At 62.3% G+C, this 23,672-nt stretch carries 19 protein-coding genes and 1 pseudogene; 8 read left to right on the top strand and 12 right to left on the bottom strand.

Annotated features, from left to right (window positions below; genetic code table 11):
* Window positions 1–299 precede the first annotated feature (299 nt).
* The gene (mltF, locus tag OIU19_RS23560) at window positions 300–1,757 is read left to right on the top strand and encodes a membrane-bound lytic murein transglycosylase MltF (protein WP_264237023.1); all 1,458 of its coding nucleotides are present in this window, start codon (window positions 300–302) and stop codon (window positions 1,755–1,757) included.
* 65 nt (window positions 1,758–1,822) lie between these two features.
* Here mltF and tadA read toward each other — a convergent pair whose 3' ends face one another.
* The 6 genes from tadA to OIU19_RS23530 form a co-directional block, all read right to left on the bottom strand.
* Window positions 1,823–2,302 (bottom strand): tRNA adenosine(34) deaminase TadA, encoded by a 480-nt coding sequence (tadA, locus tag OIU19_RS23555; RefSeq protein WP_264237022.1) that lies wholly within the window; start codon window positions 2,300–2,302, stop codon window positions 1,823–1,825.
* Window positions 2,302–3,684 carry a multicopper oxidase family protein gene (locus OIU19_RS23550; protein WP_264237021.1) on the bottom strand — a complete coding sequence of 461 codons (1,383 nt, stop codon included), beginning with the start codon at window positions 3,682–3,684 and terminating at the stop codon, window positions 2,302–2,304. Before OIU19_RS23550 ends, tadA begins: the two co-directional genes overlap by 1 nt.
* A gap of 199 nt (window positions 3,685–3,883) precedes the next feature.
* A complete protein-coding gene (guaA, locus tag OIU19_RS23545; protein WP_264237020.1) occupies window positions 3,884–5,461 on the bottom strand; it encodes a glutamine-hydrolyzing GMP synthase in 1,578 nt (525 codons plus the stop codon).
* Window positions 5,462–5,539: 78 nt separating this feature from the next.
* Entirely contained in the window at window positions 5,540–7,009 is a 1,470-nt protein-coding gene (gene guaB / locus OIU19_RS23540; RefSeq protein WP_186556408.1) for an IMP dehydrogenase, read from the bottom strand.
* Between the two features lie 92 nt (window positions 7,010–7,101).
* On the bottom strand, window positions 7,102–7,653 hold the full coding sequence (locus OIU19_RS23535; protein ID WP_264237019.1) for a sugar ABC transporter ATPase: 552 nt from the start codon (window positions 7,651–7,653) through the stop codon (window positions 7,102–7,104).
* A gap of 50 nt (window positions 7,654–7,703) precedes the next feature.
* A complete protein-coding gene (locus OIU19_RS23530; RefSeq protein ID WP_264237018.1) occupies window positions 7,704–8,459 on the bottom strand; it encodes a sulfite exporter TauE/SafE family protein in 756 nt (251 codons plus the stop codon).
* A 92-nt stretch (window positions 8,460–8,551) separates the two neighbouring features.
* On the opposite strand from OIU19_RS23530, the gene OIU19_RS23525 reads away from it, so the two are divergent.
* The 6 genes and pseudogenes from OIU19_RS23525 (at window position 8,552) to OIU19_RS23500 (ending at window position 16,032) form a co-directional block, all read left to right on the top strand.
* A complete protein-coding gene (locus tag OIU19_RS23525; protein ID WP_264237017.1) occupies window positions 8,552–9,430 on the top strand; it encodes a LysR family transcriptional regulator in 879 nt (292 codons plus the stop codon).
* Between the two features lie 112 nt (window positions 9,431–9,542).
* Window positions 9,543–10,922 carry an exodeoxyribonuclease VII large subunit gene (xseA, locus tag OIU19_RS23520; protein WP_264237016.1) on the top strand — a complete coding sequence of 460 codons (1,380 nt, stop codon included), beginning with the start codon at window positions 9,543–9,545 and terminating at the stop codon, window positions 10,920–10,922.
* A 3-nt stretch (window positions 10,923–10,925) separates the two neighbouring features.
* Window positions 10,926–11,753: a M23 family metallopeptidase gene (locus tag OIU19_RS23515; protein ID WP_264237015.1), complete on the top strand. Its 828-nt coding sequence runs from the start codon at window positions 10,926–10,928 to the stop codon at window positions 11,751–11,753.
* 379 nt (window positions 11,754–12,132) lie between these two features.
* The gene (gene leuA / locus OIU19_RS23510) at window positions 12,133–13,806 is read left to right on the top strand and encodes a 2-isopropylmalate synthase (protein ID WP_264237014.1); all 1,674 of its coding nucleotides are present in this window, start codon (window positions 12,133–12,135) and stop codon (window positions 13,804–13,806) included.
* Window positions 13,807–14,058: 252 nt separating this feature from the next.
* Window positions 14,059–15,171: pseudogene (locus tag OIU19_RS23505) on the top strand (nitrate- and nitrite sensing domain-containing protein); the annotation flags it as partial.
* A complete protein-coding gene (locus OIU19_RS23500; RefSeq protein ID WP_372353343.1) occupies window positions 15,166–16,032 on the top strand; it encodes a methyl-accepting chemotaxis protein in 867 nt (288 codons plus the stop codon). The pseudogene OIU19_RS23505 and the gene OIU19_RS23500, both read left to right, overlap by 6 nt.
* 199 nt (window positions 16,033–16,231) lie before the next feature.
* On the opposite strand, the gene OIU19_RS23495 is transcribed toward OIU19_RS23500, so the two are convergent.
* From OIU19_RS23495 to zwf, 3 genes are read right to left on the bottom strand one after another with little or no spacing between them, the layout of a single operon-like run.
* Window positions 16,232–16,906: a bifunctional 4-hydroxy-2-oxoglutarate aldolase/2-dehydro-3-deoxy-phosphogluconate aldolase gene (locus OIU19_RS23495; RefSeq protein WP_186556416.1), complete on the bottom strand. Its 675-nt coding sequence runs from the start codon at window positions 16,904–16,906 to the stop codon at window positions 16,232–16,234.
* Between the two features lie 17 nt (window positions 16,907–16,923).
* Window positions 16,924–17,637 carry a 6-phosphogluconolactonase gene (pgl, locus tag OIU19_RS23490; protein WP_264237012.1) on the bottom strand — a complete coding sequence of 238 codons (714 nt, stop codon included), beginning with the start codon at window positions 17,635–17,637 and terminating at the stop codon, window positions 16,924–16,926.
* Window positions 17,624–19,093 carry a glucose-6-phosphate dehydrogenase gene (gene zwf / locus OIU19_RS23485; RefSeq protein WP_264237011.1) on the bottom strand — a complete coding sequence of 490 codons (1,470 nt, stop codon included), beginning with the start codon at window positions 19,091–19,093 and terminating at the stop codon, window positions 17,624–17,626. The genes pgl and zwf overlap by 14 nt, the downstream gene beginning before the upstream one ends.
* A 211-nt stretch (window positions 19,094–19,304) precedes the next feature.
* Here zwf and hexR point away from each other — a divergent pair, with 211 nt between their 5' ends.
* Window positions 19,305–20,168 carry a DNA-binding transcriptional regulator HexR gene (gene hexR, locus OIU19_RS23480; RefSeq protein WP_186556454.1) on the top strand — a complete coding sequence of 288 codons (864 nt, stop codon included), beginning with the start codon at window positions 19,305–19,307 and terminating at the stop codon, window positions 20,166–20,168.
* On the opposite strand, the gene OIU19_RS23475 is transcribed toward hexR, so the two are convergent.
* The 3 genes from OIU19_RS23475 to OIU19_RS23465 all read right to left on the bottom strand — a co-directional run bounded on the left by OIU19_RS23475 (window position 20,161) and on the right by OIU19_RS23465 (window position 23,671).
* Entirely contained in the window at window positions 20,161–21,015 is an 855-nt protein-coding gene (locus tag OIU19_RS23475; protein ID WP_264237010.1) for a D-hexose-6-phosphate mutarotase, read from the bottom strand. The two genes, hexR and OIU19_RS23475, sit on opposite strands and share 8 nt — an antisense overlap.
* Window positions 21,016–21,133: 118 nt before the next feature.
* Window positions 21,134–22,477 (bottom strand): carbohydrate porin, encoded by a 1,344-nt coding sequence (locus OIU19_RS23470; protein WP_264237009.1) that lies wholly within the window; start codon window positions 22,475–22,477, stop codon window positions 21,134–21,136.
* Between the two features lie 39 nt (window positions 22,478–22,516).
* A complete protein-coding gene (locus OIU19_RS23465; RefSeq protein WP_264237008.1) occupies window positions 22,517–23,671 on the bottom strand; it encodes an ABC transporter ATP-binding protein in 1,155 nt (384 codons plus the stop codon).
* Window position 23,672 lies beyond the last annotated feature (1 nt).

Raw genomic sequence — 23,672 nt, 5'->3', positions numbered from 1 at the left:
GTGCTTAGAGGCCGTGCATTCTAGCGTAATTTCACGCGTTTCGGCACCCGCTCTAAGCCAATGCTGCCGGGCGGCCGAACCGGACTTCGGGGTCAGAAAAACCACCTCTTGATCGAACGTGCACGCGGCCCCTGTGGGAGCGGGTTTGGCTGAGAATGGGTCAATGCATTGGCCGCCGCCTACGCCGGTGAACCCGCCCCCATGGGCTCCGCGAGCCGAGATCAGGCTGAAACCGCTAGCAGACCAGCCAGCTATTGTCGAGATATGGCGCGGGCTGCCCTTTGCGTATACTGCAACCTATGTTCGCCCACACTGCTTTGCGCCAGCGTTGCGCCAAATGGCTCTTCGCAACCGGACTCTTCCTGATGCTCGGTGCCTGCGTTGAAAAACCCAGCACCCTCGAACGCGTCAAGGAGGACGGCGTGCTGCGCGTGATAACCCGCAACAGCCCGGCCACCTACTTCCAGGACCGCAACGGCGAAACCGGCTTCGAATACGAACTGGTCAAGCGCTTTGCCGATGACCTGGGGGTCAAGCTTGAGATCGAGACCGCCGACAATCTCGACCAGTTGTTCGATCAACTGGGCAAACCCTCAGGCCCGGTGCTGGCCGCCGCTGGCCTGGTCAGCAGTGAAAAACGCAACACCCAGGCGAAGTTCTCCCACCCCTACCTGGAAGTCACCCCACAGGTCATCTACCGCAATGGCCGCTCGCGCCCGACTCAAGCCAAGGGCCTGGTCGGCAAAAAGATCATGGTGCTCAAGGGCAGCAGCCATGCCGAACAGCTGGCGGCGCTGAAAAAGCAGTTTCCCACGCTGGAATATGAAGAGTCCGACGCGGTCGAGGTGGTCGACCTGCTGCGTATGGTCGATGAGGGTCAGATCGACCTGACCCTGGTGGACTCCAACGAGCTGGCGATGAACCAGGTCTATTTCCCCAACGTGCGCGTGGCCTTCGACCTGGGCGACAGCCGCGATCAGCGTTGGGCAGTGGCTGCCGGTGAAGACAACAGCCTGCTCAACGAGGTCAACGAGTTTCTCGACAAGGCCGAGAAGAACGGCACCCTGCAACGCCTGAAAGACCGCTATTACGGCCATGTCGACGTTCTCGGCTATGTCGGCGCCTATACCTTCGCCCAGCATTTGCAGCAACGCCTGCCCAAGTATGAGAAACACTTCAAGGCCTCGGCCAAGGTCGAAGAGGTCGACTGGCGCCTGCTCGCGGCGATTGGCTACCAGGAGTCGATGTGGCAGCCGGAAGTCACCTCCAAGACTGGCGTACGCGGCCTGATGATGCTGACCCAGCGCACCGCCCAGGCGATGGGCGTGTCCAACCGCCTGGACCCCAAGCAGAGCATTACCGGTGGCGCCAAGTACTTCATGCTGGTCAAGGAACAGCTCGACGACAGCATCAAGGAGCCGGACCGCACCTGGTTCGCCCTGGCCGCCTACAACGTCGGCAGCGGCCACCTGGAAGATGCGCGCACCCTGGCCAAGCGCGAAAAGCTCAACCCGAACAAGTGGCTGGACGTGAAGAAGATGCTTCCGCGCCTGTCGCAGAAACAGTGGTACAGCAAGACCAAATATGGCTATGCCCGCGGTGGCGAGCCGGTGCACTTCGTGGCCAACATTCGCCGTTACTACGACATCCTGACCTGGGTGACCCAGCCGCAGCTTGAAGGCCAGGTAGCCGAGGGCAGCTTGCATGTGCCTGGGGTCAACAAGGACAAGCCGGCGGAACAGTCACCGCCGATGTGAGGCGCAGCGGTTGTGTGGCCGCTACCCCGCGATAGGGCCGGCACAACCTCGATCACCGTAGCCTCTTACACCTTCGCCCGGCGCGCCTTGAAGAACTCGCTCAAGATCTGCCCGCACTCCTCGGCCAGCACCCCACCCTCGAACATCACCCGATGATTGAGAAAGCCCTGGGTAAAGAACTGCCCCTGGCTCTGCACGATTCCCGCCTTGGGTTCCAGCGCGCCATACACCACCCGCATCACCCGCGAATGGACGATTAGGCCCGCACACATGCTGCACGGCTCCAGGGTCACGTACAGCGTGCTGCCAGGCAGTCGATAGTTGCTGGCCGCCGTGGCTGCCGCGCGAATCGCGACCATCTCGGCATGGGCACTGGGGTCGCTATCGATAATCGGCCGATTGAAGCCGCTGCCGATGACCTGGCCGTGTTGCACCAGCACTGCGCCCACCGGCACCTCACCCCACGCCGCGCCCTCGGCAGCCAGTTGCAGGGCCAGACGCATGAATTCCTGATCACGGCTGCGATCGATGATCTGCGGGCGCATCAGACCACCGCAATCGCGGCCATCAGGCCGGTTTCCATGTGGTCGATGACATGGCAGTGGAACATCCAGGTGCCCGGGTTATCGGCCACCAATGCGATCTGCGCACGTTCGTTCTTGCCCAGCAGGTAAGTGTCGGTGAACCACGGCTCGGTGATCTTGTGGCGATTGGAGCCGATCACCTTGAAAGTCATGCCATGCAGGTGAATCGGGTGCTGGTACTGGGTCATGTTCTTCAGTTCGAAGATGTAGCTCTTGCCCTTCTGCAACGTGGCAATCGGCCGCTCGGCGCAGGTCTTGTCGGTAATGTCCCAGGCCTGGCCGTTGATCTGCCACAGGCTCGGCGGCTTGCCGTTCTCGGTGCCGACCGACACCTTGCCAGCCCACTCGAAATTGAAGTTGAGCTTCTCGGCATTTTCCAGGTCCGGCTCGGCAATAGGGTTGGCCGGCAAGGCGGGCGGCCATTCACCCGGCGCCTCGGCACTCGCCACTGAACGCAGGGTGCCCAGGCGAACGAAACCATCACGCAAGGAGATTTCTTCACCCGCCTCAGGAATACGGATGGCCAGGCAGATGCGCATGCCCGGACCCAGCCAATAGTCTTTCTTCAGCGGCCGCGGGGTGATCGGGTTGCCGTCCAGCGCATAGATCATCGCCTCGCAGTTGCCGCGCAGGTTGATCCGGTAGGTCCAGGTGTTATCCAGGTTCAGCAGGCGTACCCGAACCACTTGGCCGGCAGGCAGCTCAGTGACTGACCCGGCCTGGCCATTGATGGTGATCAACCGCCCCGCCGTGCCGTTGCGCGCTGCCTCACGCGGTACGCTAAAGGGCATCCAGCCGCCCTGCTCGTCCACGTGCCAGGTCTTCAGGCTCAAGGTCCGCTCGTGAACAAATCCGGTGGGCTCGCGCTCCTCGACGATCAACGGCCCGACCAGGCCGCGACCAAGCTCTTCGGAGCTGGCGACGTGCGGGTGGTACCAATAGCTGCCAGCATCCGGCACGCGGAACTTGTAGTCGAAGAACTCGCCCGGCTTGACCGGCAGTTGCGACACATAGGGCACACCGTCCATTTCCAGCGGCAGGCGGATGCCATGCCAGTGAATGGTGGTTTCCACCGGCAGGTGGTTGATGAACCGTACCCGAAGCCAGGTGCCCTGGCGTACACGCAATTCGGTACCCGGCACCGACGGACCGAACGCCCAGGCCTCGCTCTTGAAGCCAGGTACCAGCTCGACCTCGAGCGGCGCGGCGATCAGCTCGTAGTCATGTCCGGCATTCTCGTCCTCGACCTTGCCCAGCCAATAGCGCGCTGCGCCTCCAGCGCCCAGGCCAACCACGACCAGGCCGGTCAGGCCCTTGAGCATTTGTCGACGGGTAAAGGACATCGGTGCAGGTACCTCTTATGCGCAATCAGTCTGCCAGCAGTGGCCGGCGATGAAGGGCGAATACGATACACCTGCAAGTGAGAAAGATTAAGTGAAGTGTTGTCGCGGCAGGTCAATCGCCGTCACGGATCAAGCACAGGGACGAAACTCAGAACAACACAAACAACAAGGGCGCCTCGCGGCGCCCCTGTGGCTCAACTCACTCCCACTCGATGGTGGCAGGCGGCTTGCTCGATACGTCGTAGGTCACGCGCGAGATGCCTTCGATCTCGTTGATGATGCGGCCGCTGACGGTCTCCAGCAGCTCGTACGGCAGGTGCGCCCAACGAGCGGTCATGAAGTCCACGGTCTCGACCGCACGCAGGGCAACCACCCAGGCGTAGCGACGGCCATCACCCACCACACCCACCGACTTGACCGGCTGGAACACCACGAAGGCCTGGCTGGTCTTGTGGTACCAGTCAGCCTTGCGCAGCTCTTCGATGAAGATGTGGTCAGCGCGACGCAGCAGGTCGGCGTATTCCTTCTTCACTTCACCGAGGATACGCACGCCCAGGCCTGGGCCAGGGAACGGGTGACGGTAGACCATGTCGTACGGCAGGCCCAGCTCGAGGCCGATCTTGCGTACTTCGTCCTTGAACAGTTCGCGCAGCGGCTCGACCAGCTTGAGGTTCATCTCCTCCGGCAGGCCACCGACGTTATGGTGCGACTTGATCACGTGAGCCTTGCCGCTCTTGGCGCCTGCCGACTCGATCACGTCCGGGTAGATGGTGCCCTGGGCGAGGAACTGGATGTTCTCCAGCTTGCTGGCTTCGGCATCGAACACGTCGATGAAGGTGCGGCCAATGATCTTGCGCTTCTTCTCTGGATCCGCCTCGCCAGCCAGGTTACCCAGGAACTGCGCTTCAGCGTTGGCGCGGATTACCTTGACGCCCATGTTCTCGGCGAACATGGCCATCACCTGCTCGCCTTCGTGCAGGCGCAGCAGGCCGTTGTCGACGAATACGCAGGTCAGCTGGTCGCCGATGGCGCGGTGCAGCAGCGCGGCAACCACCGAGGAGTCGACGCCGCCGGACAGGCCGAGCAAGACGTTGGCCGAACCCACCTGCTCACGCACCTGGGCAATGGCGTCTTCAACGATGTTAGAGGCCGTCCACAGCGCTTCACAGCCGCAGATGTCGAGGATGAAGCGCGACAGGATGCGCCCGCCCTGCTTGGTGTGGGTCACTTCGGGGTGGAACTGCACGCCGTAGTAGCCACGCGCATCGTCGAACATGCCGGCGATCGGGCAGCTTGGCGTGCTGGCCAGCACGTGGAAGTTCTCTGGCATCTTGGTGACTTTGTCACCGTGGCTCATCCACACGTCCAGGCCGAATACGCCGTCATCGTCGATGTGGTCTTCGATGCCGTCGAGCAGGCGGCTCTTGCCGACTACGTCAACCCGGGCATAGCCGAATTCGCGCAGCTCGGAACCTTCGACCTTGCCGCCCATTTGCTCGGCCATGGTCTGCATGCCGTAGCAAATGCCCAGCACCGGTACGTTGAGATCGAAGACCGCTTGCGGGGCACGTGGGCTGTTGGCTTCGTGGACAGACTCTGGGCCGCCAGCGAGGATGATGCCGCGCGGGTTGAATTCGCGGATCGCTTCATCGTCCATGTCGAACGGGTGCAGTTCGCAGTAGACACCGATCTCGCGCACGCGGCGGGCGATCAGCTGGGTGTACTGGGAACCGAAATCGAGGATCAGGATGCGGTGAGCGTGAATGTCGAGGGCCATGACTCAATCTCGTCAGTGGAAATCGGAAACGACACGGGGCTGTCGTAACAGCCCCGCTTGCTAGTGATGCTGGAAGCCTCAACCTACGCGGTAGTTTGGCGCTTCCTTGGTGATCTGCACGTCATGCACGTGGGACTCGGCCATGCCGGCTCCAGTGATGCGTACGAACTCAGGCTTGGTGCGCATCTCTTCGATGGTCGCGCTGCCGGTGTAGCCCATGGACGAACGCAGGCCGCCCATCAGCTGGTGGATGATCGCAGCCAGCGCGCCCTTGTACGGCACACGGCCTTCGATACCTTCCGGCACCAGCTTCTCGGCACCGGCCGAGGAGTCCTGGAAGTAACGGTCCGAGGAGCCCTGCGCCTGCGCCATGGCACCCAGCGAACCCATGCCACGGTAAGCCTTGTACGAGCGGCCCTGGAACAGCTCGACTTCGCCCGGCGCTTCTTCGGTACCGGCGAACATCGAACCCATCATCACGCACGAGGCGCCAGCGACGATGGCCTTGGACAGGTCACCGGAGAAGCGGATACCGCCGTCGGCGATCAGTGGCACACCCGTGCCTTCAAGCGCAGCAGCGACGTTGGCGATGGCGCTGATTTGCGGCACGCCGACGCCAGCAACGATACGGGTGGTGCAGATCGAGCCTGGGCCGATACCGACCTTGACCGCGTCAGCGCCGGCTTCTGCCAGGGCCTTGGCCGCAGCGCCGGTGGCGATGTTGCCACCGATGACCTGGACTTGCGGGTAGGTCTCCTTGACCCAGCGAACGCGATCGATCACACCTTTGGAGTGACCGTGAGCGGTATCCACCACCACCACGTCGACGCCAGCAGCCACCAGGGCGGCTACGCGCTCGCCGGTATCCTTGCCGGTACCGACGGCAGCGCCGACGCGCAGGCGACCTTGGTCGTCCTTGCTCGCCAGCGGGTAGGCCTTGGCCTTCTCGATGTCCTTGACGGTCATCATGCCCTTGAGGCTGAACTTGTCGTCGACGATCAGCACTTTCTCGAGGCGATGCTTGTGCAGCAGCTCGCGCACTTCGTTCTTGTCGGCGCCTTCGCGGACAGTGACCAGACGCTCTTTAGGCGTCATCACATCACGCACCTTGGCGTCCAGACGGGTCTCGAAGCGCACGTCACGGGAAGTGACGATACCGACCAGGTCGCCGTTCTCCAGCACCGGAACACCGGAGATGTTGTTCAGGCGAGTCAGGTCGAACAGGTCACGCACAGTGGCGTCGGCGTCGATGGTGATCGGGTCCTTGACCACGCCAGCCTCGAACTTCTTGACCTTGCGTACTTCGCCGGCCTGTTGCTCGATGGTCATGTTCTTGTGGATGATGCCGATGCCGCCTTCCTGGGCCATGGCGATGGCCAGGCGCGCTTCGGTGACGGTGTCCATGGCAGCGGAGACCAGCGGAATATTCAGTTCGATGCCACGGGTCAAACGGGTCTTGAGACTGACTTCATTAGGCAGTACCTCAGAATAACCAGGTACAAGGAGGATATCGTCGAAGGTCAGGGCTTCTTGGCTGATACGCAGCATCGCGGGGGCTCCCGGGCGGGAAAAATGGAAGCGCGCCATTATACTCATGCACGGCGCGCCACTCAATGCAAAATAAGGGCCTTCGGTCAGGGTTATGGCAGTTTTACCTGCACAACCGCCACCTTCTGGTCGAGCCAGTCGGCGAAGGCGTCGAGGAAGGCCGGGGTAAAACCGGCCTGGCCCCAGTTGTTGAAGATGAATCCCAGGTTGGAAAAGGCACATGGCTGGAGGAACAGGAAGCCATTGATGTCATCTTCGAAACCGCACAGCGGGCAGGTGAAGTTGTCGCTCACCGCCGGCATCCACTCCTCCAGGCTCTCGAACAACGGCTCGCCGACTTCACGTCGGCACTCCGGGCAACCGGCCTCCTCGAGAAAGCCTTCGAGGGGGGTATAGATGCAGCGCTTGAGCATCACTTCCAGGCCATTGACCGGCTGATCGAAGGGCAGCTTTTCTGGGTGCAGGGCGATCTTTCGGGCACCTGCGGCCAGGGCATAGCCCATGCGGTTGCCGGTGCGACCGCAGGTGCTCAGTTGCTCTTCGACGATTTTCTCGCGTACCAGCCAGCGCAGGATCGCTCGGGCGCGGGCTTCATGCACCGGCACAGTGGACAGTTTGGGAACGATGATGCTCTGGGTGTTCATGAACAAGGCGGGCCTGGGGACTTCGGTAATGCTGCAATTCTACCGCCTGCTCAGCCGCTCAGGTAGCGACCAATCAACGCCAGGCCGCTGGCCAGCACCAGCCAGGTGACCAGACGCACGAAAGCATCACGCGATAATTTCAGGGTTAGCCGCCGCCCGAGCCACAGCCCGATGAACATCACCGGCAACAAACAGGCGGCGAGCAACAACAAGCGGCTATCGGCGTACACCCCGGCGATCAGGAACAACGACAGGCGTACCACCGTGCTGCAACTGATCAACGCACTCTGCGTCGCCCGCGCCTGCTCCTTGGATTCAAGCCGTGCATTGAGGTAGATCGCATACAGAAAACCGCCACTGCCAAACAGCGCCCCGAACAGCCCGCCGACAGTGCCCATGGGCGCCGCCCAAAGGCCGCGCAGACGCGCTGGGCGCACCTTCACCGCCAGGCTGTAGACGGCATAGAGACTGATGAACAGGCCCATCAATAACAGCAGAAAGTCCGACTTGAGCTGCAACAAGAAGATCACGCCCAAGGTGCAACCCAGCGCCATGAACGGCAACAGCCGCAGCAGTTCATCCCGAGCCACTGCCTTGCGTGCCGGCAGCCAGTTGCCGAACGCAGCGACGAAATCCAGCAGCACCAACAACGGGATGATCTTCGCCAGCGGCATGAAGTGAATCAACACCGGCCCGGCGACCAACGCCGTACCGAAGCCGGCGATGCCAAAGACGATGTAGGCGACGCCGACACCCAGCAGGATCGGCAACCAGTCGAGGGTAGAGAAAGGCAGTTGGGCAAGCATGTGCAGATTTCCAGAAAGGACAGGCAAAGGTTAGCCAGCCACGAGCCATGCCGACTAATATGGCTTTCTCCATTCACTCATCTCGAAAAAGCATGACTTCCATTCGCCAGTTGCGCTACTTCGTGGAAATCGCCGAGTGCGGCAGCTTTAGCGCTGCCGCCGAACGACTCTTCATCGCCCAGTCGGCATTGAGCCGACAGATCAAGGAGCTGGAGCAGCAGCTCGCTACGCCGTTGTTCGAGCGCACGGCGCGCCTGCCCCGGCTGACGGCGGCCGGGCAGGTGTTTCTCGACCGTGCGCGGCAACTGTTGGCCGACCTGAACAAGGCCGAACGCCTGGCCCAGGAAATTGGCCAAGGGCTGCGCGGCAGCCTGCGGCTCAATCATTCCAGTACGGTGCCGTTGACGGGTCGATTACTGCAGCGCCTGGGTGGATACCTGGAAGACAACCCAAACGTTTCGCTGGAGATTGCCCAGCAGTCCTCTGAAGCGCAGCTGGAGGATATTGCCCAGGGGCGCCTGGAAATCGGCCTGCTGCGGTTACCGGTGCTGCGCCAGCACGAGGGGGTTGAGATTCACCCCTTGTTCAGCGAGCCGCTGCTGCTTGCGGTCGCGGCCAATCACCCATTGGCTGAGGCAAGCTGCGTGCAACTTGGGCAATTGCGCGATCAGCGGTTCATTTCCATCCCGCATCGCCAGCGGGGCGGATTGAGCTATCTGTCGGCCTCACTGTGCATGCAGGCGGGATTCTTTCCGCAGGCGGCGCAGGTGGTTTCGCGCAAGACCACCCAGCTGCAGTTGATCCAGGCAGGGTTTGGCGTGGCGTTATTGCCTGAGTGCATGCGCGATCTTGCGCCGCCCTCGGTAGCCTTTGTGCCATTGCAGGAGGCGTGTAGCAGCACGGTAGCGCTGGCATGTCGGCGGCAGCCTGGTGATCTGGCGGGGAAGTTTTTACAAGCGATGCGTGGATGAATTTTTCACGACTCGGTTTTGGGGCTGCCTTGCAGCCCCAGGCTTCTGGGCTCAAGCCCATTCACCCGTCAGTACGGTGCATCTGGACGACTTGTCCTTTATCATGCCCGGCATGATCAAAGACCCTTTCGAACGACTCGGCCTGGACCGCGAGGTCCTCACCGTCAGCCAACTGAACGGCCGCGCCCGCGTGCTGCTCGAAGATGTGTTCCGCAACGTCTGGGTAGAAGGCGAGATTTCCAACCTGGCCCGCCCGGCATCCGGCCACATCTATTTCACCCTCAAGGACAGCGGCGCCCAGGTGCGCTGCGCCTTGTTCCGGCAAAACGCCGCCCGCGTGCGCCAGGCACTGCGCGATGGCCTGGCGGTGCGGGTGCGTGGCAAGGTGTCGCTGTTCGAAGGGCGTGGCGACTACCAACTGATTCTCGACACCGTCGAACCGGCCGGTGATGGCGCGCTGCGCCTGGCGTTCGAGGCGTTGAAAGAAAAGCTCGGCGGCGAAGGCTTGTTCAGCGCCGATGGCAAAAAGCCCCTGCCCGCCCATCCGCAGCGCATCGGCATCATTACCTCGCCGACCGGCGCGGTGATCCGCGACATCATCAGCGTATTCCGCCGCCGCGCACCGCAGGTCGAGCTGAACCTGATCCCCACCGCAGTACAGGGCCGCGAGGCGATCAACCAGATCGTCCGCGCCCTGCGCCTGGCCGACAGCCGGGGTTTCGATGCGCTGATCCTGGCCCGTGGTGGCGGCTCGCTGGAAGACCTCTGGTGCTTCAACGAAGAAGCCGTAGCGCGCGCCATAGCCGCCTGCGTCACGCCCATCGTCAGCGCCGTAGGGCATGAGACCGACGTGTCGATCAGCGATTTCGTCGCTGACGTGCGCGCCCCTACGCCCTCGGCCGCCGCCGAGCTGTTGGCCCCAGACAACAGCGGCCTGCAATTGCGTCTGGATGGCCTGCAACGCCGCCTGCTGCTACGTATGCAGAACCGCCTGGGCCACGACCGCCTACGCGTCGAAGGCCTGGCCCGGCGCCTGCGCCACCCAGGCGAACGCCTACGCCAACAGGCCCAGCGCCTGGACGACCTGGACATGCGCCTGCGCCGCGCCTTCATGCTCACCATGAAGCAGCGCCACGAGCGCCTGGGGCGGCTCGACATGCGCCTGTCGGCCCAGCATCCGGGACGTGCCCTGAAGCTGCTCAGCCAGCGCTTGGACAGCCTCGCCGAGCGCCTGCCACGGGCCATGCGTGAAGTGCTCAAGGATCGCCGCCAGCGCTTCCAGGCCCAGTTGCAGACCCTGCAAGTGGTCAGCCCCCTGGCGACCCTGGCGCGCGGCTACAGCATCCTGCTCGATGACCGCGGCCACGCCATCCGCAGCGCCGCCCAGACCCGCAACGGCCAACGCCTGACTGCCCGCCTGAACGAGGGCGAACTGCAGGTGCGAGTCGAAGACAACCACCAGACTCCGGTCACCCTCTCGCTACTGGACTGACACATGCCGCGCCTGTTCGCTCCCCTGCTTGCCCTCTCCCTGGCGCTCCTTACTAGCGTTGCCCAGGCCAGCTACATCACCCGCACGCTGAACAAGCCAGTACCGGGCGGCGTCGCCGTGGTCAACCTGGGGCCTGGCGCCAGTGCGCCGCAGGCTCGTTTCGACGGCAAGCCGGTACTGGTGGTCAAGGAGCAAGATGCCTGGCTGGCGATCGTCGGCATCCCGCTGACGCAAAAGCCCGGCACGGCCACCCTGAGCCAAGGCACACGCAGCCTGCCCTTCACGGTCGGCAGCAAGAAATACCCCGAGCAGCACATCACCCTCAAGAACAAACGCCAGGTCAACCCGAACCCGGCCGACCTCAAGCGCATCGACCGCGAGCTGGCCGAGCAGATCAAGGCCTACCGCAGCTTCAGCCCTAACCTGCCGAGCAACCTGATCCTCGACAAGCCGGTTAGCGGGCCGCTGTCGAGCAAGTTCGGTGTGCGTCGGTTCTTCAACGGCGAAGAACGCAATCCGCATGCAGGCCTGGACTTTGCCGTCCCTGCAGGCACCCCGATCAAGACCCCGGCCAATGGCAAGGTGATTCTGGTGGGTGACTACTTCTTCAATGGCCGGACCGTATTCGTCGACCATGGCCAGGGCTTCATCAGCATGTTCTGCCACATGTCGAAGATCGACGTGCAGCCCGGGCAGCAGCTGCGCCGCGGTGAAGTGGTTGGCCGAGTGGGCTCCACTGGCCGGGCCACCGGGCCGCACATGCACTGGAACGTCAGCCTGAATGATGCGCGGGTGGATCCGGCGATCTTCATTGGCGCATTCCAGCCCTAGACCCCGTTGCCCTTTGCGCGGATAAAAACGCTGCTCGACCGAGCCTGGGCAGGACGAGCAGCAGGCCGAGCAGCGGCTTGCGCCATCCAATTACACCGCGCAACCAGCACCGACCGTAACCAGAAATATCGCGACAAAATCTCGCCAATCCGCTTTTTTTAAGCATTCCTCTCAATTTTTCTCGAAGGCTTGCCATCCTTCACCTCTGTGGTTAGGGTTGAAGGCATGAAAACCTCTACCACCCTCATTCTGCTCCGCCAACACCGCAGCCTCTGCCTGGTCAGTGCCCGACTACCAGGGTGAATCGCGTCGCCTCGCCTTTTCATCTCGTTATCGTTCGGCAGGCCCGATCTCGGCCGCACACTAAAGGAATACTTCCATGACCATGCTCAAAGACCCTTCGAAGAAATACCGCGCCTTCCCGACCATCGATCTGCCCGACCGCACCTGGCCGTCCAAGGCCATCACCGAGGCGCCAATCTGGTGCAGCTCGGACCTGCGTGATGGCAACCAGTCGCTGATCGAGCCGATGGACGCGGAGAAGAAGCTGCGGTTCTGGAAGACCCTGGTGCAAGTGGGCGTGAAGGAGATCGAGGCATCGTTCCCTTCGGCCTCGCAGACCGATTTCGACTTCGTGCGCACCCTGATCGAAGGCGGCCACATCCCTGACGACACCACCATCCAGGTGCTGACCCAGGCCCGTGAAGACTTGATCGCGCGGACCTTCGAGTCCCTGCGCGGCGCCAAGAAGGCCATCGTTCACCTGTACAACGCCACCAGCCCGTCGTTCCGCCGCATCGTCTTCAACCAAGACAAGCAAGGCGTGAAGGACATCGCGGTGAACGCGGCCAAGCTGTTCGTCAAATACGCCGCGCAGCAGCCGGAAACCCACTGGACCTTCCAGTACTCGCCAGAGACCTTCAGCGCCACTGAGCTGGAGTTCGCCAAGGAAGTCTGCGACGCGGTCATCGAGGTGTGGAACCCGACCCCTGAGCACAAGATCATCCTCAACCTGCCAGCCACCGTGGAAGTAGCCACGCCGAACGTCTACGCCGACCAGATCGAATGGTTCTGCCGCAACATCAATCGCCGTGACAGCGTGATTATCAGCCTGCACTGCCACAACGACCGTGGCACCGGCATCGCGGCGACCGAGCTGGGCCTGATGGCCGGTGCCGACCGCGCCGAAGGCTGCCTGTTCGGCAATGGCGAACGGACCGGCAACGTCGACCTGGTGACCTTGGCCCTGAACCTGTACACCCAGGGCATCGACTCCAAACTGGACTTCTCCGATATCGACGGCGTGCGCAAGGTGGTTGAAGAATGCAACCAGCTGCCGGTGCATCCACGTCATCCGTATGTCGGCGACCTGGTCCACACCGCGTTCTCCGGATCGCACCAGGATGCCATCCGCAAAGGCTTCGCCAAGCAGCAGGAAGGCGAACTGTGGGAAGTGCCGTACCTGCCGATCGACCCGGCCGACATCGGCCGCAGCTACGAGGCGGTGATCCGCGTCAACAGCCAGTCGGGCAAAGGCGGCATCACCTACCTGCTCGAGCAGGAGTACGGCATCAGCCTGCCGCGCCGCATGCAGATCGAATTCAGCCAGGTGGTTCAGGGCGAGACCGACCGCCTCGGCCTGGAAATGACTGCCCAGCAAATCCACGGCTTGCTGCACAAAGAGTACCTGCAAGCCAACTCGCCTTACGCGCTGGTCAGCCATCGCCTGCAGGAAGAGAACGGTCATAGTGCTGTGGAAGTGGAAGTCGCCGGTGAAGGCGAAACCACCTTGCACTGGCGCGGCAAGGGCAACGGCGCCCTGGAGGCATTGGTCGCCGGCCTGCCGATTGCAGTGGAGATCATGGACTACAACGAGCACGCCATCGGTGCCGGGACCAACGCCAAGGCGGCGGCCTACATCGAACTGCGCGTGGCCGGTGGCCGTCCGGTGCATGGTGTGGGGATCGATGAGAACATCACCACTGCCAGCTTCAAGGCACTGTTCAGCGCGCTGAACCGTTCGCTGAGCCAACAGGAAGCAAAAGCCGCCTAATCAGCCTGCTCTAGCGAAAAAGCCCGTATCCCTGGATACGGGCTTTTTTATTACATGCGCTTTAATAAATAAACCCATGCACTGACATGGATCAACACTCTGTTTATTGAACCTCTTTAGTGCATTTTAATTAGCCAAAACATGTCGCGATAAATCTTTCGAAATATGCAGCAAACAACATACAATAATGGCCGTGTGCCACCAAACAACAACAGCATTGCACACATGTGAACCTGAAACTGCCCTACCCACATGAGGCCTGAAGCAATGCTGAATAATGCGCCGCTTCGTCTGAAGCTGTTGTTGATCGTACTATTCCCTCTCCTGGGCTTCCTGATGCTTTGCGGCCTGAATATCGCCGAGAACTACAAGACCCTGCGCGACATGCAAGCTACCGTCGCAGCCAGCAGCACCGTCGAGCGCCTGAGCCAGTTGATAACTACCTTGCAGCGCGAGCGTGGCGCCAGCGGCGTATTCATCGGAAGCCAAGGCAAGAGCATGGGCGATCGCCTTGGCCCCTTGCGCGGCGATAGCGACAGCGCCATCGCCGCCCTGCGTGAATTGCCAGCAACCGGCAACGATCACAATACCTTCCTCGAAGCGATTGCCCGCTTGAAAGAAACCCGCGGGCAAATCGATAGTTTGGCCATCGACAGTAATGAGTCCGGCGCCCGCTATACCGGCATGATCCAACAGTTGATCGGTTATACCCAACTTCTGGAAAGTCGCGTCAGCGATACCGCTGTGGTCCATGCCTTGGGCGCACTCAATCAATTCATCGAACTCAAAGAACGCGCCGGGCGCGAACGGGCATTGCTGGGGATTGTGTTTAGCCAGGACCGCTTCAATGAAACCCTGTTCTCACGATTCAGCCGCAACCTGGGTGAACTCAGCGCCTATACCGATGGCTACCGGCGTAAAGCGACTGCCACAGGCCTGAGCCAATTCGAAGAGCGCCAGCGCACCACAGCAGCGCTGGAAGTGGCTCGGATCCAGAAGCTGGCCTTTGAAACACCCTTGGGCCAGCCACTGGGGGTCAAGCCAGAAACCTGGTTCGAGACTTCGACCCAACGTATCGACCAACTGAGCGAAGTCGAACGTGCCCTGGCGGCCAACGTCGGTCAACTGGCCGAACAAGCACGCCACACTGCCGCCCGCGCCTTGTGGCTGACCCTCGGCGGTATCCTCATCGCCCTGGTGGCCGTGGCCCTGTTGTCGTGGCTGATCATCCGCAGCATCGGCAGCGCCGTGCGCGATATCAATGCCACCCTGGAGAGCCTCGCCCAGCGCGACCTGAGCGCCCGGGCCAAGTACCGCAGCAAGGACGAGTTCGGCCAGATCGCCAGTAACCTCAACCGCATGGCCAACCAGATCACCGAAATCGTTCAGGAAATCGGTAATGCCACCGCTCAGGTTGCCACCGCCGCAGAACAGTCGTCCGCCGTCACCCTGCAAACCAGCCGCAGCGTCGAGCAGCAGCGCCAGAGCACTGAGTCGGTGGCCACTGCGATCAACGAAATGAGCGCCACGGTGCGCGACGTCGCCCACAGCACCAATGACGCCGCGAACCTGTCGCAGCAGATCCACACCAGTACCGAACAAGGCCGCGCAGAGATCGAAACGACCATCGCACTGATCCGCGAATTGTCGAACCAGGCGCAGCAGACAGCGACGATCATCGATGAGCTCAAGGATGAAAGCGACGCCATCACCTCGGTGCTGGATGTGATTCGCGGGATTGCCGAACAGACCAACCTGCTCGCGCTCAACGCCGCCATCGAAGCGGCGCGTGCTGGCGATCATGGGCGTGGCTTTGCCGTAGTCGCTACTGAAGTGCGCACCTTGGCGCAACGCACCCAGGAATCGACCGGCAACATTCAGCAGATGATCAGCAACCTGCAGGCAGGCTCGGACCGCGCAAATGCCTCGATGCTGGAAACCCTGGGCAAAGCCCAATCAGGCGCCGAGCGAATTGGTCGAGCGGGCGAGCTGCTTGGGGAAATTGCCGAAGGCGTGGCCAGCATCAATGACCGTAACATCCAGATCGCTTCGGCGGCCGAGGAGCAGAGCGCGGTATCCGAAGACATCAGCCGCAACGTCAACGAGATCAACGACCTGGTCATCCAGGTCAGCGCAGGGGCGCAGCAGACGGCGGTGACCAGCCAGGAACTGGCGCGCCTGGCGGAGTTTCAGCAGCAGTTGGTGGGGCGGTTCAAAGTGGCGTGAGCCTGACTGCTTGAGGCGAGCAGTACCGGCCTCAATCGCGGGGCAAGCCCGCTCCCACGAACAGTTGGGTGAAAGGGTATCTTGCGTGGGAGCGGGCTTGCCCCGCGATGAGGCGGCACAGCCAACACAAAACCTGCAGACAAAAAAAGGGGCGCCGACCAAGCGCCCCATAAGCCGTGTAGCACACAACGAATTCGTTTCAGTCGAGCAACGCAATCGCCTCAGCGCTGCACTCGGTGATCCGCGCCCAATCGCCGTTCTTGATCCAGCTGCTGTCGAGCATCCAGGTACCACCCACGCACATCACATTGGCCAGGGCCATGTAATTGCGCACGTTGGCGGTATTCACGCCACCGGTGGGGCAGAAGCGAATATCGCCAAACGGCCCGCCAAAGGCCTTGATCGCCGCGACACCGCCGCTGATCTCCGCCGGGAACAGCTTGAAGCGCCGGTAACCGAGGGCGTAGCCCATCATGATCTCCGACGGCGTACTGATCCCAGGCAACAGTGGGATATCGCTCTCGACACCGGCCTGGAGAATGTCCGGGGTGATGCCGGGCGTGACGACGAACTGGGCACCGGCCGCCTCGACCGCAGCGAACATGCTGCGATCCAGCACAGTGCCTGCACCAATGCACAGCTCAGGACGCTGCTCGCGCAGAACTTGAATGGCCTTCAGGCCATGCGCCGAGCGCAGGGTCACTTCCAGCGTGCGAATGCCGCCAGCGGCCAGGGCATCGGCCAGCGGCAGGATGTCTTGCTCACGGGCGATGGTGATCACCGGCAAGATGCGCGCCTGCTCACAGATTTCGTCGATCCGTGCGGTTTTCTCGGCCATCGAGAGCAAAGGCTGTGGGCGTTCAAGGGTGGTCATGACAGTGGATCCTTGGCTCATGGGCACCAGTAGATGTCCAGGGGGTCGTGAAGAAAGGCGCGAATCGGCATTTCGGTAGTGTCATCGGCGGCCAGCGCGGCGCGCAGGGTAGCGAGCTTGCCTTCGCCTTGCACCGCCAGCGCGATGAAGCCAGCGCTGGCCAACAGCGCGCGGGTCATCGACAGGCGCTGGTGCGGCACGCTCGGGGCGAGCATGGGCAGAATCCGCCGCTCGCCGATCTTGCCCAGGCCTTGGCGCAACAGCGGGCTGGCCGGGAACAGCGAGGCGGTATGGCCATCGTCACCCATGCCCAGCACCAGCACATCGATCGGCGGCAGCTCGGCCAGGGCCTGATCGGCAAGCTCGGCAGCCTCGTCCAGGCTCGGCGCCTGCTGGTACAAGCCAATGAAGCGGGCCTTGGCCGCCTCGCCCTTGAACAGGTGGCGGGCCAGCAAGCCGGCGTTGCTGTCAGGGTGCTCAACCGGCACCCAGCGCTCGTCAGCCAGGCTCACAGTCACCTTGGACCAATCGAGCTTCTCGCTCGCCAATCGCTCAAGAAATGGCACCGGGCTGCGCCCGCCAGAGAGCACGACACACGCCTGCCCTTTGCCAGCGATAGCCTGGCGCAAGCGCTCGGCAACATCACCGGCCAGCGTCGTGGCCAGAGCCTTGGAATCGGCCAGGGCATGGGTTTTCACCCCCCCTGGCAGTTTCAATTCAGATATCGCCATACCACGCCCTCCCATCCCGTGTGATCAGTGCAATCGAGCTCATTGGCCCCCAGGAACCTGCCGCATAGGGCTTGGGAGCGTCACCGGCATTCTTCCAGCCGGCGATCAGCTGATCGCACCATTTCCATGCATATTCGATCTCGTCCTTGCGCACGAACAGGTTCTGGTTGCCGCGCATCACTTCCAGCAGCAGCCGCTCGTAGGCATCCGGAATTCGCGCACTGCGCCAGGTATCGGAGAAATTCAGTTGCAGCGGGCCACTGCGCAGTTGCATGCCCTTGTCCAGGCCCTGCTCCTTGGTCATCACCCGCAACGAGATACCCTCGTCCGGTTGCAGGCGGATGATCAGCTTGTTACCGATCTGCAAACGCTGTTCCGGGGCGAAGATGTAGTGCGGGGTTTCCTTGAAGTGGATGACGATCTGCGACAGCTTGCCCGGCATGCGCTTGCCGGTGCGCAGATAGAACGGCACCCCCGACCAGCGCCAATTGCGGATGTCGGCGCGCAGGGCAACAAAGGTCTCGGTGTCGCTCTGGGCGTTGGCGTTGTCTTCTTCCAGGTAGCCGGGCACCGGCTTGCCATCGCTGTAGCCGGCAATGTACTGGCCACGCACCACGGCGGTGCTCAGGCCTTCACCCGTGATCGGCGCCAGGGCCTTGAGCACCTTGACCTTCTCGTCGCGGATGCTGTCGGCGGACAGGTCACTGGGCGGGTCCATGGCGATCAGGCAGAGCAGCTGCAGCAGGTGGTTCTGGATCATGTCGCGCAGCTGGCCGGCCTTGTCGAAATAGCCCCAACGGCCTTCGATGCCGACCTTCTCGGCCACGGTGATCTCCACGTGACTGATGGAATTCTGGTTCCACTGGGTTTCGAACAGGCTGTTGGCAAAGCGCAGGGCAATCAGGTTTTGCACGGTCTCCTTGCCCAGGTAATGGTCGATGCGATAAACCCGGCTTTCCGGGAAGAACCGCGCCACCGCGTCGTTGACCCGGCGCGACGACTCAAGATCGTGACCGATGGGCTTTTCCAGCACCACACGGGTGCGCTCGACCAGCCCGGCTTTGTCGAGGTTCTCGCAGATCGCACCATAGACCGCTGCAGGCGTGGCGAAATATGCGATCAGCGGCAGGCTGCCCGCCGCTTGCTCGGCCAGGGCCTGATAACCCTCGGGCTGGAGGAAGTCCAGGTGCAGGTAGCTCAGCCGGGCAACGAAGCGCTCCAGCGCCGCCGCCTCGATGTCGGCATCCGGTACGTAGCGGCGCAGATGGGCTTCGATGTTAGCCACGTGCTGCTCGCCATCGCCCGGCTCGCGGGCCAGCGCCAGCAGGCGCGAGTCGGCATGCAGCAAGCCGGCGCGGTCGAGCTGATAGAGCGCGGGGAACAGCTTGCGCAGTGCCAGGTCGCCAAGGGCGCCAAACAGGGCAAAGGTGCAAGGTTCAACACTGATCGCAGCCATGATGTTGGTTCTTTCCTAAAGTTGGCCTAGGAATATCGTTTTCAACGGCAGTTTTCAAGAGGTAATGTAGTAAAAACCACAACATTACCGACAAGTGTTACAGACAAGTGGTAGATCAACCCCTACCGACAGTACGATAGACAACACTGCAAAAAGCCTGCTGCCCCGCCAGCCGGCTGTCTTCTCGACCCAAGGACACACCATGGACCGCGTGCGCAACCTCCTGGAACAGATCCAGGGACGCCTCGACGAGCTGAACAAGGCCGAACGCAAAGTCGCCGAAGTCATCCTGCTCAACCCTCAACAGGCGACTCGTTTCAGCATCGCCGCTTTGGCCCAGGCGGCCAAGGTCAGCGAGCCGACCGTCAACCGTTTCTGTCGCTCGTTCGGTGTCAGCGGCTACCCCGAGCTCAAGCTGCAACTGGCGCAAAGCCTGGCCAGTGGCGCCGCCTATGTCAGCCGCGCGGTGGAGGCGGACGATGATCCGGCCGCCTACACCCAGAAGATCTTCGGCAGCGCCATTGCCTCGCTCGACAGTGCCTGCCAACAGCTCGACCCGCAACAGATCAGCCGCGCCGTGGACATGATGATCCAGGCCCGCCAGATTCACTTCTTCGGCCTGGGCGCCTCGGCCCCGGTGGCCCTCGACGCCCAGCACAAGTTCTTTCGCTTCAACCTGGCGGTGTCGGCCCATGCCGATGTGCTGATGCAGCGCATGTTGGCCTCGGTCGCCCATACTGGCGACCTGTTCGTGATCATTTCCTACACCGGGCGTACCCGCGAGCTGGTCGAAGTGGCGCGCCTGGCCCGCGAAAACGGCGCCTCGGTGCTCGGCCTGACGGCTGCCGGCTCGCCACTGGCCAACGCCTGTAGCCTGAGCCTGCACATCCCACTGCCGGAGGACACCGACATCTACATGCCGATGACCTCACGGATCATCCAGCTGACCGTGCTCGATGTGCTCGCCACCGGCATGACCCTGCGCCGCGGCGTCGACTTCCAGCCGCACCTGCGCAAGATCAAGGAAAGCCTCAACGCCAGCCGCTATCCGATCGAGGACGACGAGCTCAATTGAGCCGGTGCGCCTGCAAGCGCAGGTGCGCGCGCTGCCCCGGCGCCAAACTCAAGCCCTCGCCACTGCCGCTGGCCGCTTCGACGCAGACAAACCCCCGGCTCTCGCGCCCGCTGACGCCCATCAGCGGGCGATTGCCGGGGTGCCAGACCACCGTGTCGTCGCTGTCGCCGGTATCGATGCACAGCTCGCGCTGCCAGGCCGGGTCATGCAGCTGTACCCGCGGCGTGCCCGGATAGACCTTCTGACACCCACCCTTGACCTTCAACGCGCCGTTCTCACGGCAGGCCTGGCGATTCAAGCGGTCGTAGCCGTCGATATCTTCCAGCCCAGATAGCGCTATCTCGGCAACGTTGCTGATACGCCAATAGGCCAGCAGCGCATGGCTCAGCTGGCAAGGTTCGCTGTCCTGATGCTCGGTGCTCAGGCTCAGCTCCATGCGATTGCCAAGCCGGGCGTGCAGGTCGACCTGCCAATCGCACAGGTCCAGCCGCCACTTGAGGGTCACGCCCTCCTCGTCCTCGCAGCTATCTACCAGCTTCCAGTCGAGCAGGCGTGCCCAGCCATGGGCCGGCCACAGGTCTTCGCTGGGATGGCGGCCATACCAGGGCCAGCACACCGGCACCCCGCCACGAATCGCCCCGACCTGCGGCCACTGCTCGGCACACCACAACCAGGGTCGCTCGCCGGCCGGTTGAAAGTGCAGCAATTGAGCGCCCTGGCGGCTGAAAACGGCCTGGCAACGGGGGTGATCGATGATCAGCACATCGCGCTGCTGGTAACGCTCCCACTCGAACGTCGGCCTGGGCCGTTGCGTGGAAAAGAAGCGATGTAGCGGATGTTCAGGCATGGTTCCAAAGCTCTTGTTGTTTGAGATAGCGCTGTCTCGACCTAACCCGCGCTACCACTGATGACCAGTGGTAGCGGGATAGCCAAGAATGGATGGCGTAAATTTACAACAATTTTCCTTAGAATGACGACTGAATCTTCAGGCCTGCGACCAGCGCGTTATCCACTTCATCGACCCCGCCGGGGCTTTTGATGTATTGCAGGTTGGGCCGCACCGTCAGCCAATTGGTGACATGGAAGCCGTAGTACAGCTCGGCGTTGTACTCGGTGCGCTGCAGCGGGACGAAGCCTGGGTTGTCGTAGTCATTGATGCCGCTGCCGGCATTGAGCTGCTCGGCGCGCTTCTTGACGTCGTCGTTGACATGAATCCGGGCAATACCGAAACCGATGTCATCCTTGGGCCGGGCATCGAAGGCGCCTTTATAGACCAGGCCGACTTGCTGGTAGTTGTCGACCACGTTGGTGGCCTTGTCATGCACGGTGAAGTTGGCAAACAAACTCAGCCCGCGATTGACGTCGCCACCGTGGGCAGTGACCTGCTGCTGCGCCACCACCCACCAGCCGTGCTTACTGGAGTGCGACTTGAAGCCCTCGCCAGTGATGCCCTGCGGGTTGCCGTTGACATCCTCATAGACGTCGTCAGCCTTGGCCGTGCTGTAGTAGTAGCCCAGCCGGTATTCGCCAGGCAGGCCATTGACCTTGGGCGACCAGACCATTTCCACCGGCAGGATCGCGCCCTTGGTGCCGCTGCCGCTGAGCTTGAAGCCATTACCGGTCTCAAGGTTGGAGGGGTTCTGTTCGAACGCGCCGACCTGAACGAAGAACTCCGGGGTAATGTTGTATTTGACCCGCAGCGCCCACTGACTGACCGGCCAGTTGTACCAGATGCCACCCACCCAGTTACCAACCTGCGAGCCGCAGAACGCCAGGTTCTGGAAGTCGCAAGGGAAGCTGTTGAAATCTTCGCCTTCACCGAAGCGGCCGAATTTCACATCCAGCGCGCCATCGAAGTATTTCTGCTTGATCCACATCTGGGTCAGCCGCCAGGTCTGGCCACGCCCCCACACTTCCTGCACCGAGCTGAACTGCCCGGCACGGGGGTCGCTGATGCGGTCATTGGACAGATTGCGCCCGCTGCGCTCGGTGATCGCCAGCTTGAACTCGGTATCGCCCCAGCCGAGGATCTTCTCCAGGTCCAGGTGCATGCCTAAGGCGAACTGGTCGCTGTAGCGCGCGGTCTTGTCGTCGTTGTAGCCGCCATTGAGGTTGCCAGCCACTTCGCCGACATAGTCGAGGGTGAAGTCGTAGCCCTTTTCCAGCAGCTCGGTACGGGTGCCGCCCCAATCGCCGGTCATCCATTTCGATTCGCTGGAAAAGGCCTCGGCGGCCTGCGCGCCGCTGCTGCCGACCACAGCCAGCAAGGCCAGCGAACCCAAGGTCCTGATGCGTTTGCGATGTTCCATCCCTTTGCGTCCTCTTTTCTTGTTTTTTAAGTAGACGATCTATCGGCCCTTGAAGCGAGCCACATTGTCCTTGTGCGGCGCAGCGGCACTGGACAAGTCCAGGCGCTCACCGCTTTGCGCGTCGAACAGCAACACCCGCGCCGGATCGAACTGCAGGTTGAGGCTGTCGCCAATCTGGCAGGCGACATCCGGAGCCAGGCGACAGCAGACCTTGGTCTGGTTGAGGGTGACGAACACCAGCAGGTCAGGCCCGGTAGGCTCGGTCACCTGCACCTCGGCGCGCACTGCCGGCAGGCCGTTGCCCTCGCCGCTACCCAGGCTGATCTGCTCGGGGCGCACGCCGAGAATCACCTCACGCCCCTCGAAGGCGTCGGTGGCCGCGCCCAGTGGCAGCTCACAGCGCGCCTGGCCGCTGTCGAGCAAAGCCAGCAGGCGGCCGTCTTGGCGGGTCAGGCGCACCGGGATGAAGTTCATCGGCGGCGAGCCGATGAAGCTTGCGACAAACTGGTTGGCCGGATCGTTATAGATCTGCTGCGGCGTCCCGAACTGCTGGATGATGCCGTCCTTCATCACTGCCACCTTGTCGCCCAAGGTCATGGCCTCGATCTGGTCATGGGTGACGTACACCGTGGTGGTCTTCAGGCGCTGGTGCATCAGCTTGATCTCGGTGCGCATCTCGACCCGCAGCTTGGCGTCGAGGTTCGACAGCGGCTCGTCGAACAGGTAGATCTTCGGCCGCCGCGCCAGCGCCCGGCCCATCGCCACCCGTTGCTGCTGGCCACCGGACAACTGGCCCGGCTTGCGCGTCAGCAGATGCTCGATCTGCAGCAGCTTGGCCACCCGCGCCACCTCCTCGTCGATCGCCGGCTGGGGCAGCTTGCGAATCTTCAGGCCGAAGGCGATGTTGTCGCGCACGTTCATGGTCGGGTACAGCGCGTAGGACTGGAACACCATGGCAATGTCGCGATCCTTGGGGCTCATGCCGCTGACGTCCTGCTCGTCGATCAGGATCGCCCCGCCACTGATGCTTTCAAGGCCGGCGATGCAGTTCATCAAGGTCGACTTGCCGCAGCCGGAAGGGCCGACCAGGATCAGGAACTCGCCATCCTTGATCGACAGCTGGATGTCCTTGAGCGTGTCCGGGACGCCGGTGCCGTAGGTCTTGTTTACATTGCGAAGTTCGAGCGTTGCCATG

The sequence above is a fragment of the Pseudomonas sp. BT-42-2 genome, from assembly GCF_025847435.2.
Classification (GTDB): domain Bacteria; phylum Pseudomonadota; class Gammaproteobacteria; order Pseudomonadales; family Pseudomonadaceae; genus Aquipseudomonas; species Aquipseudomonas urmiensis.
Note: the sequence above shows the minus strand (reverse complement) of the source record. Positions and strands in the feature narration are given on the sequence as shown.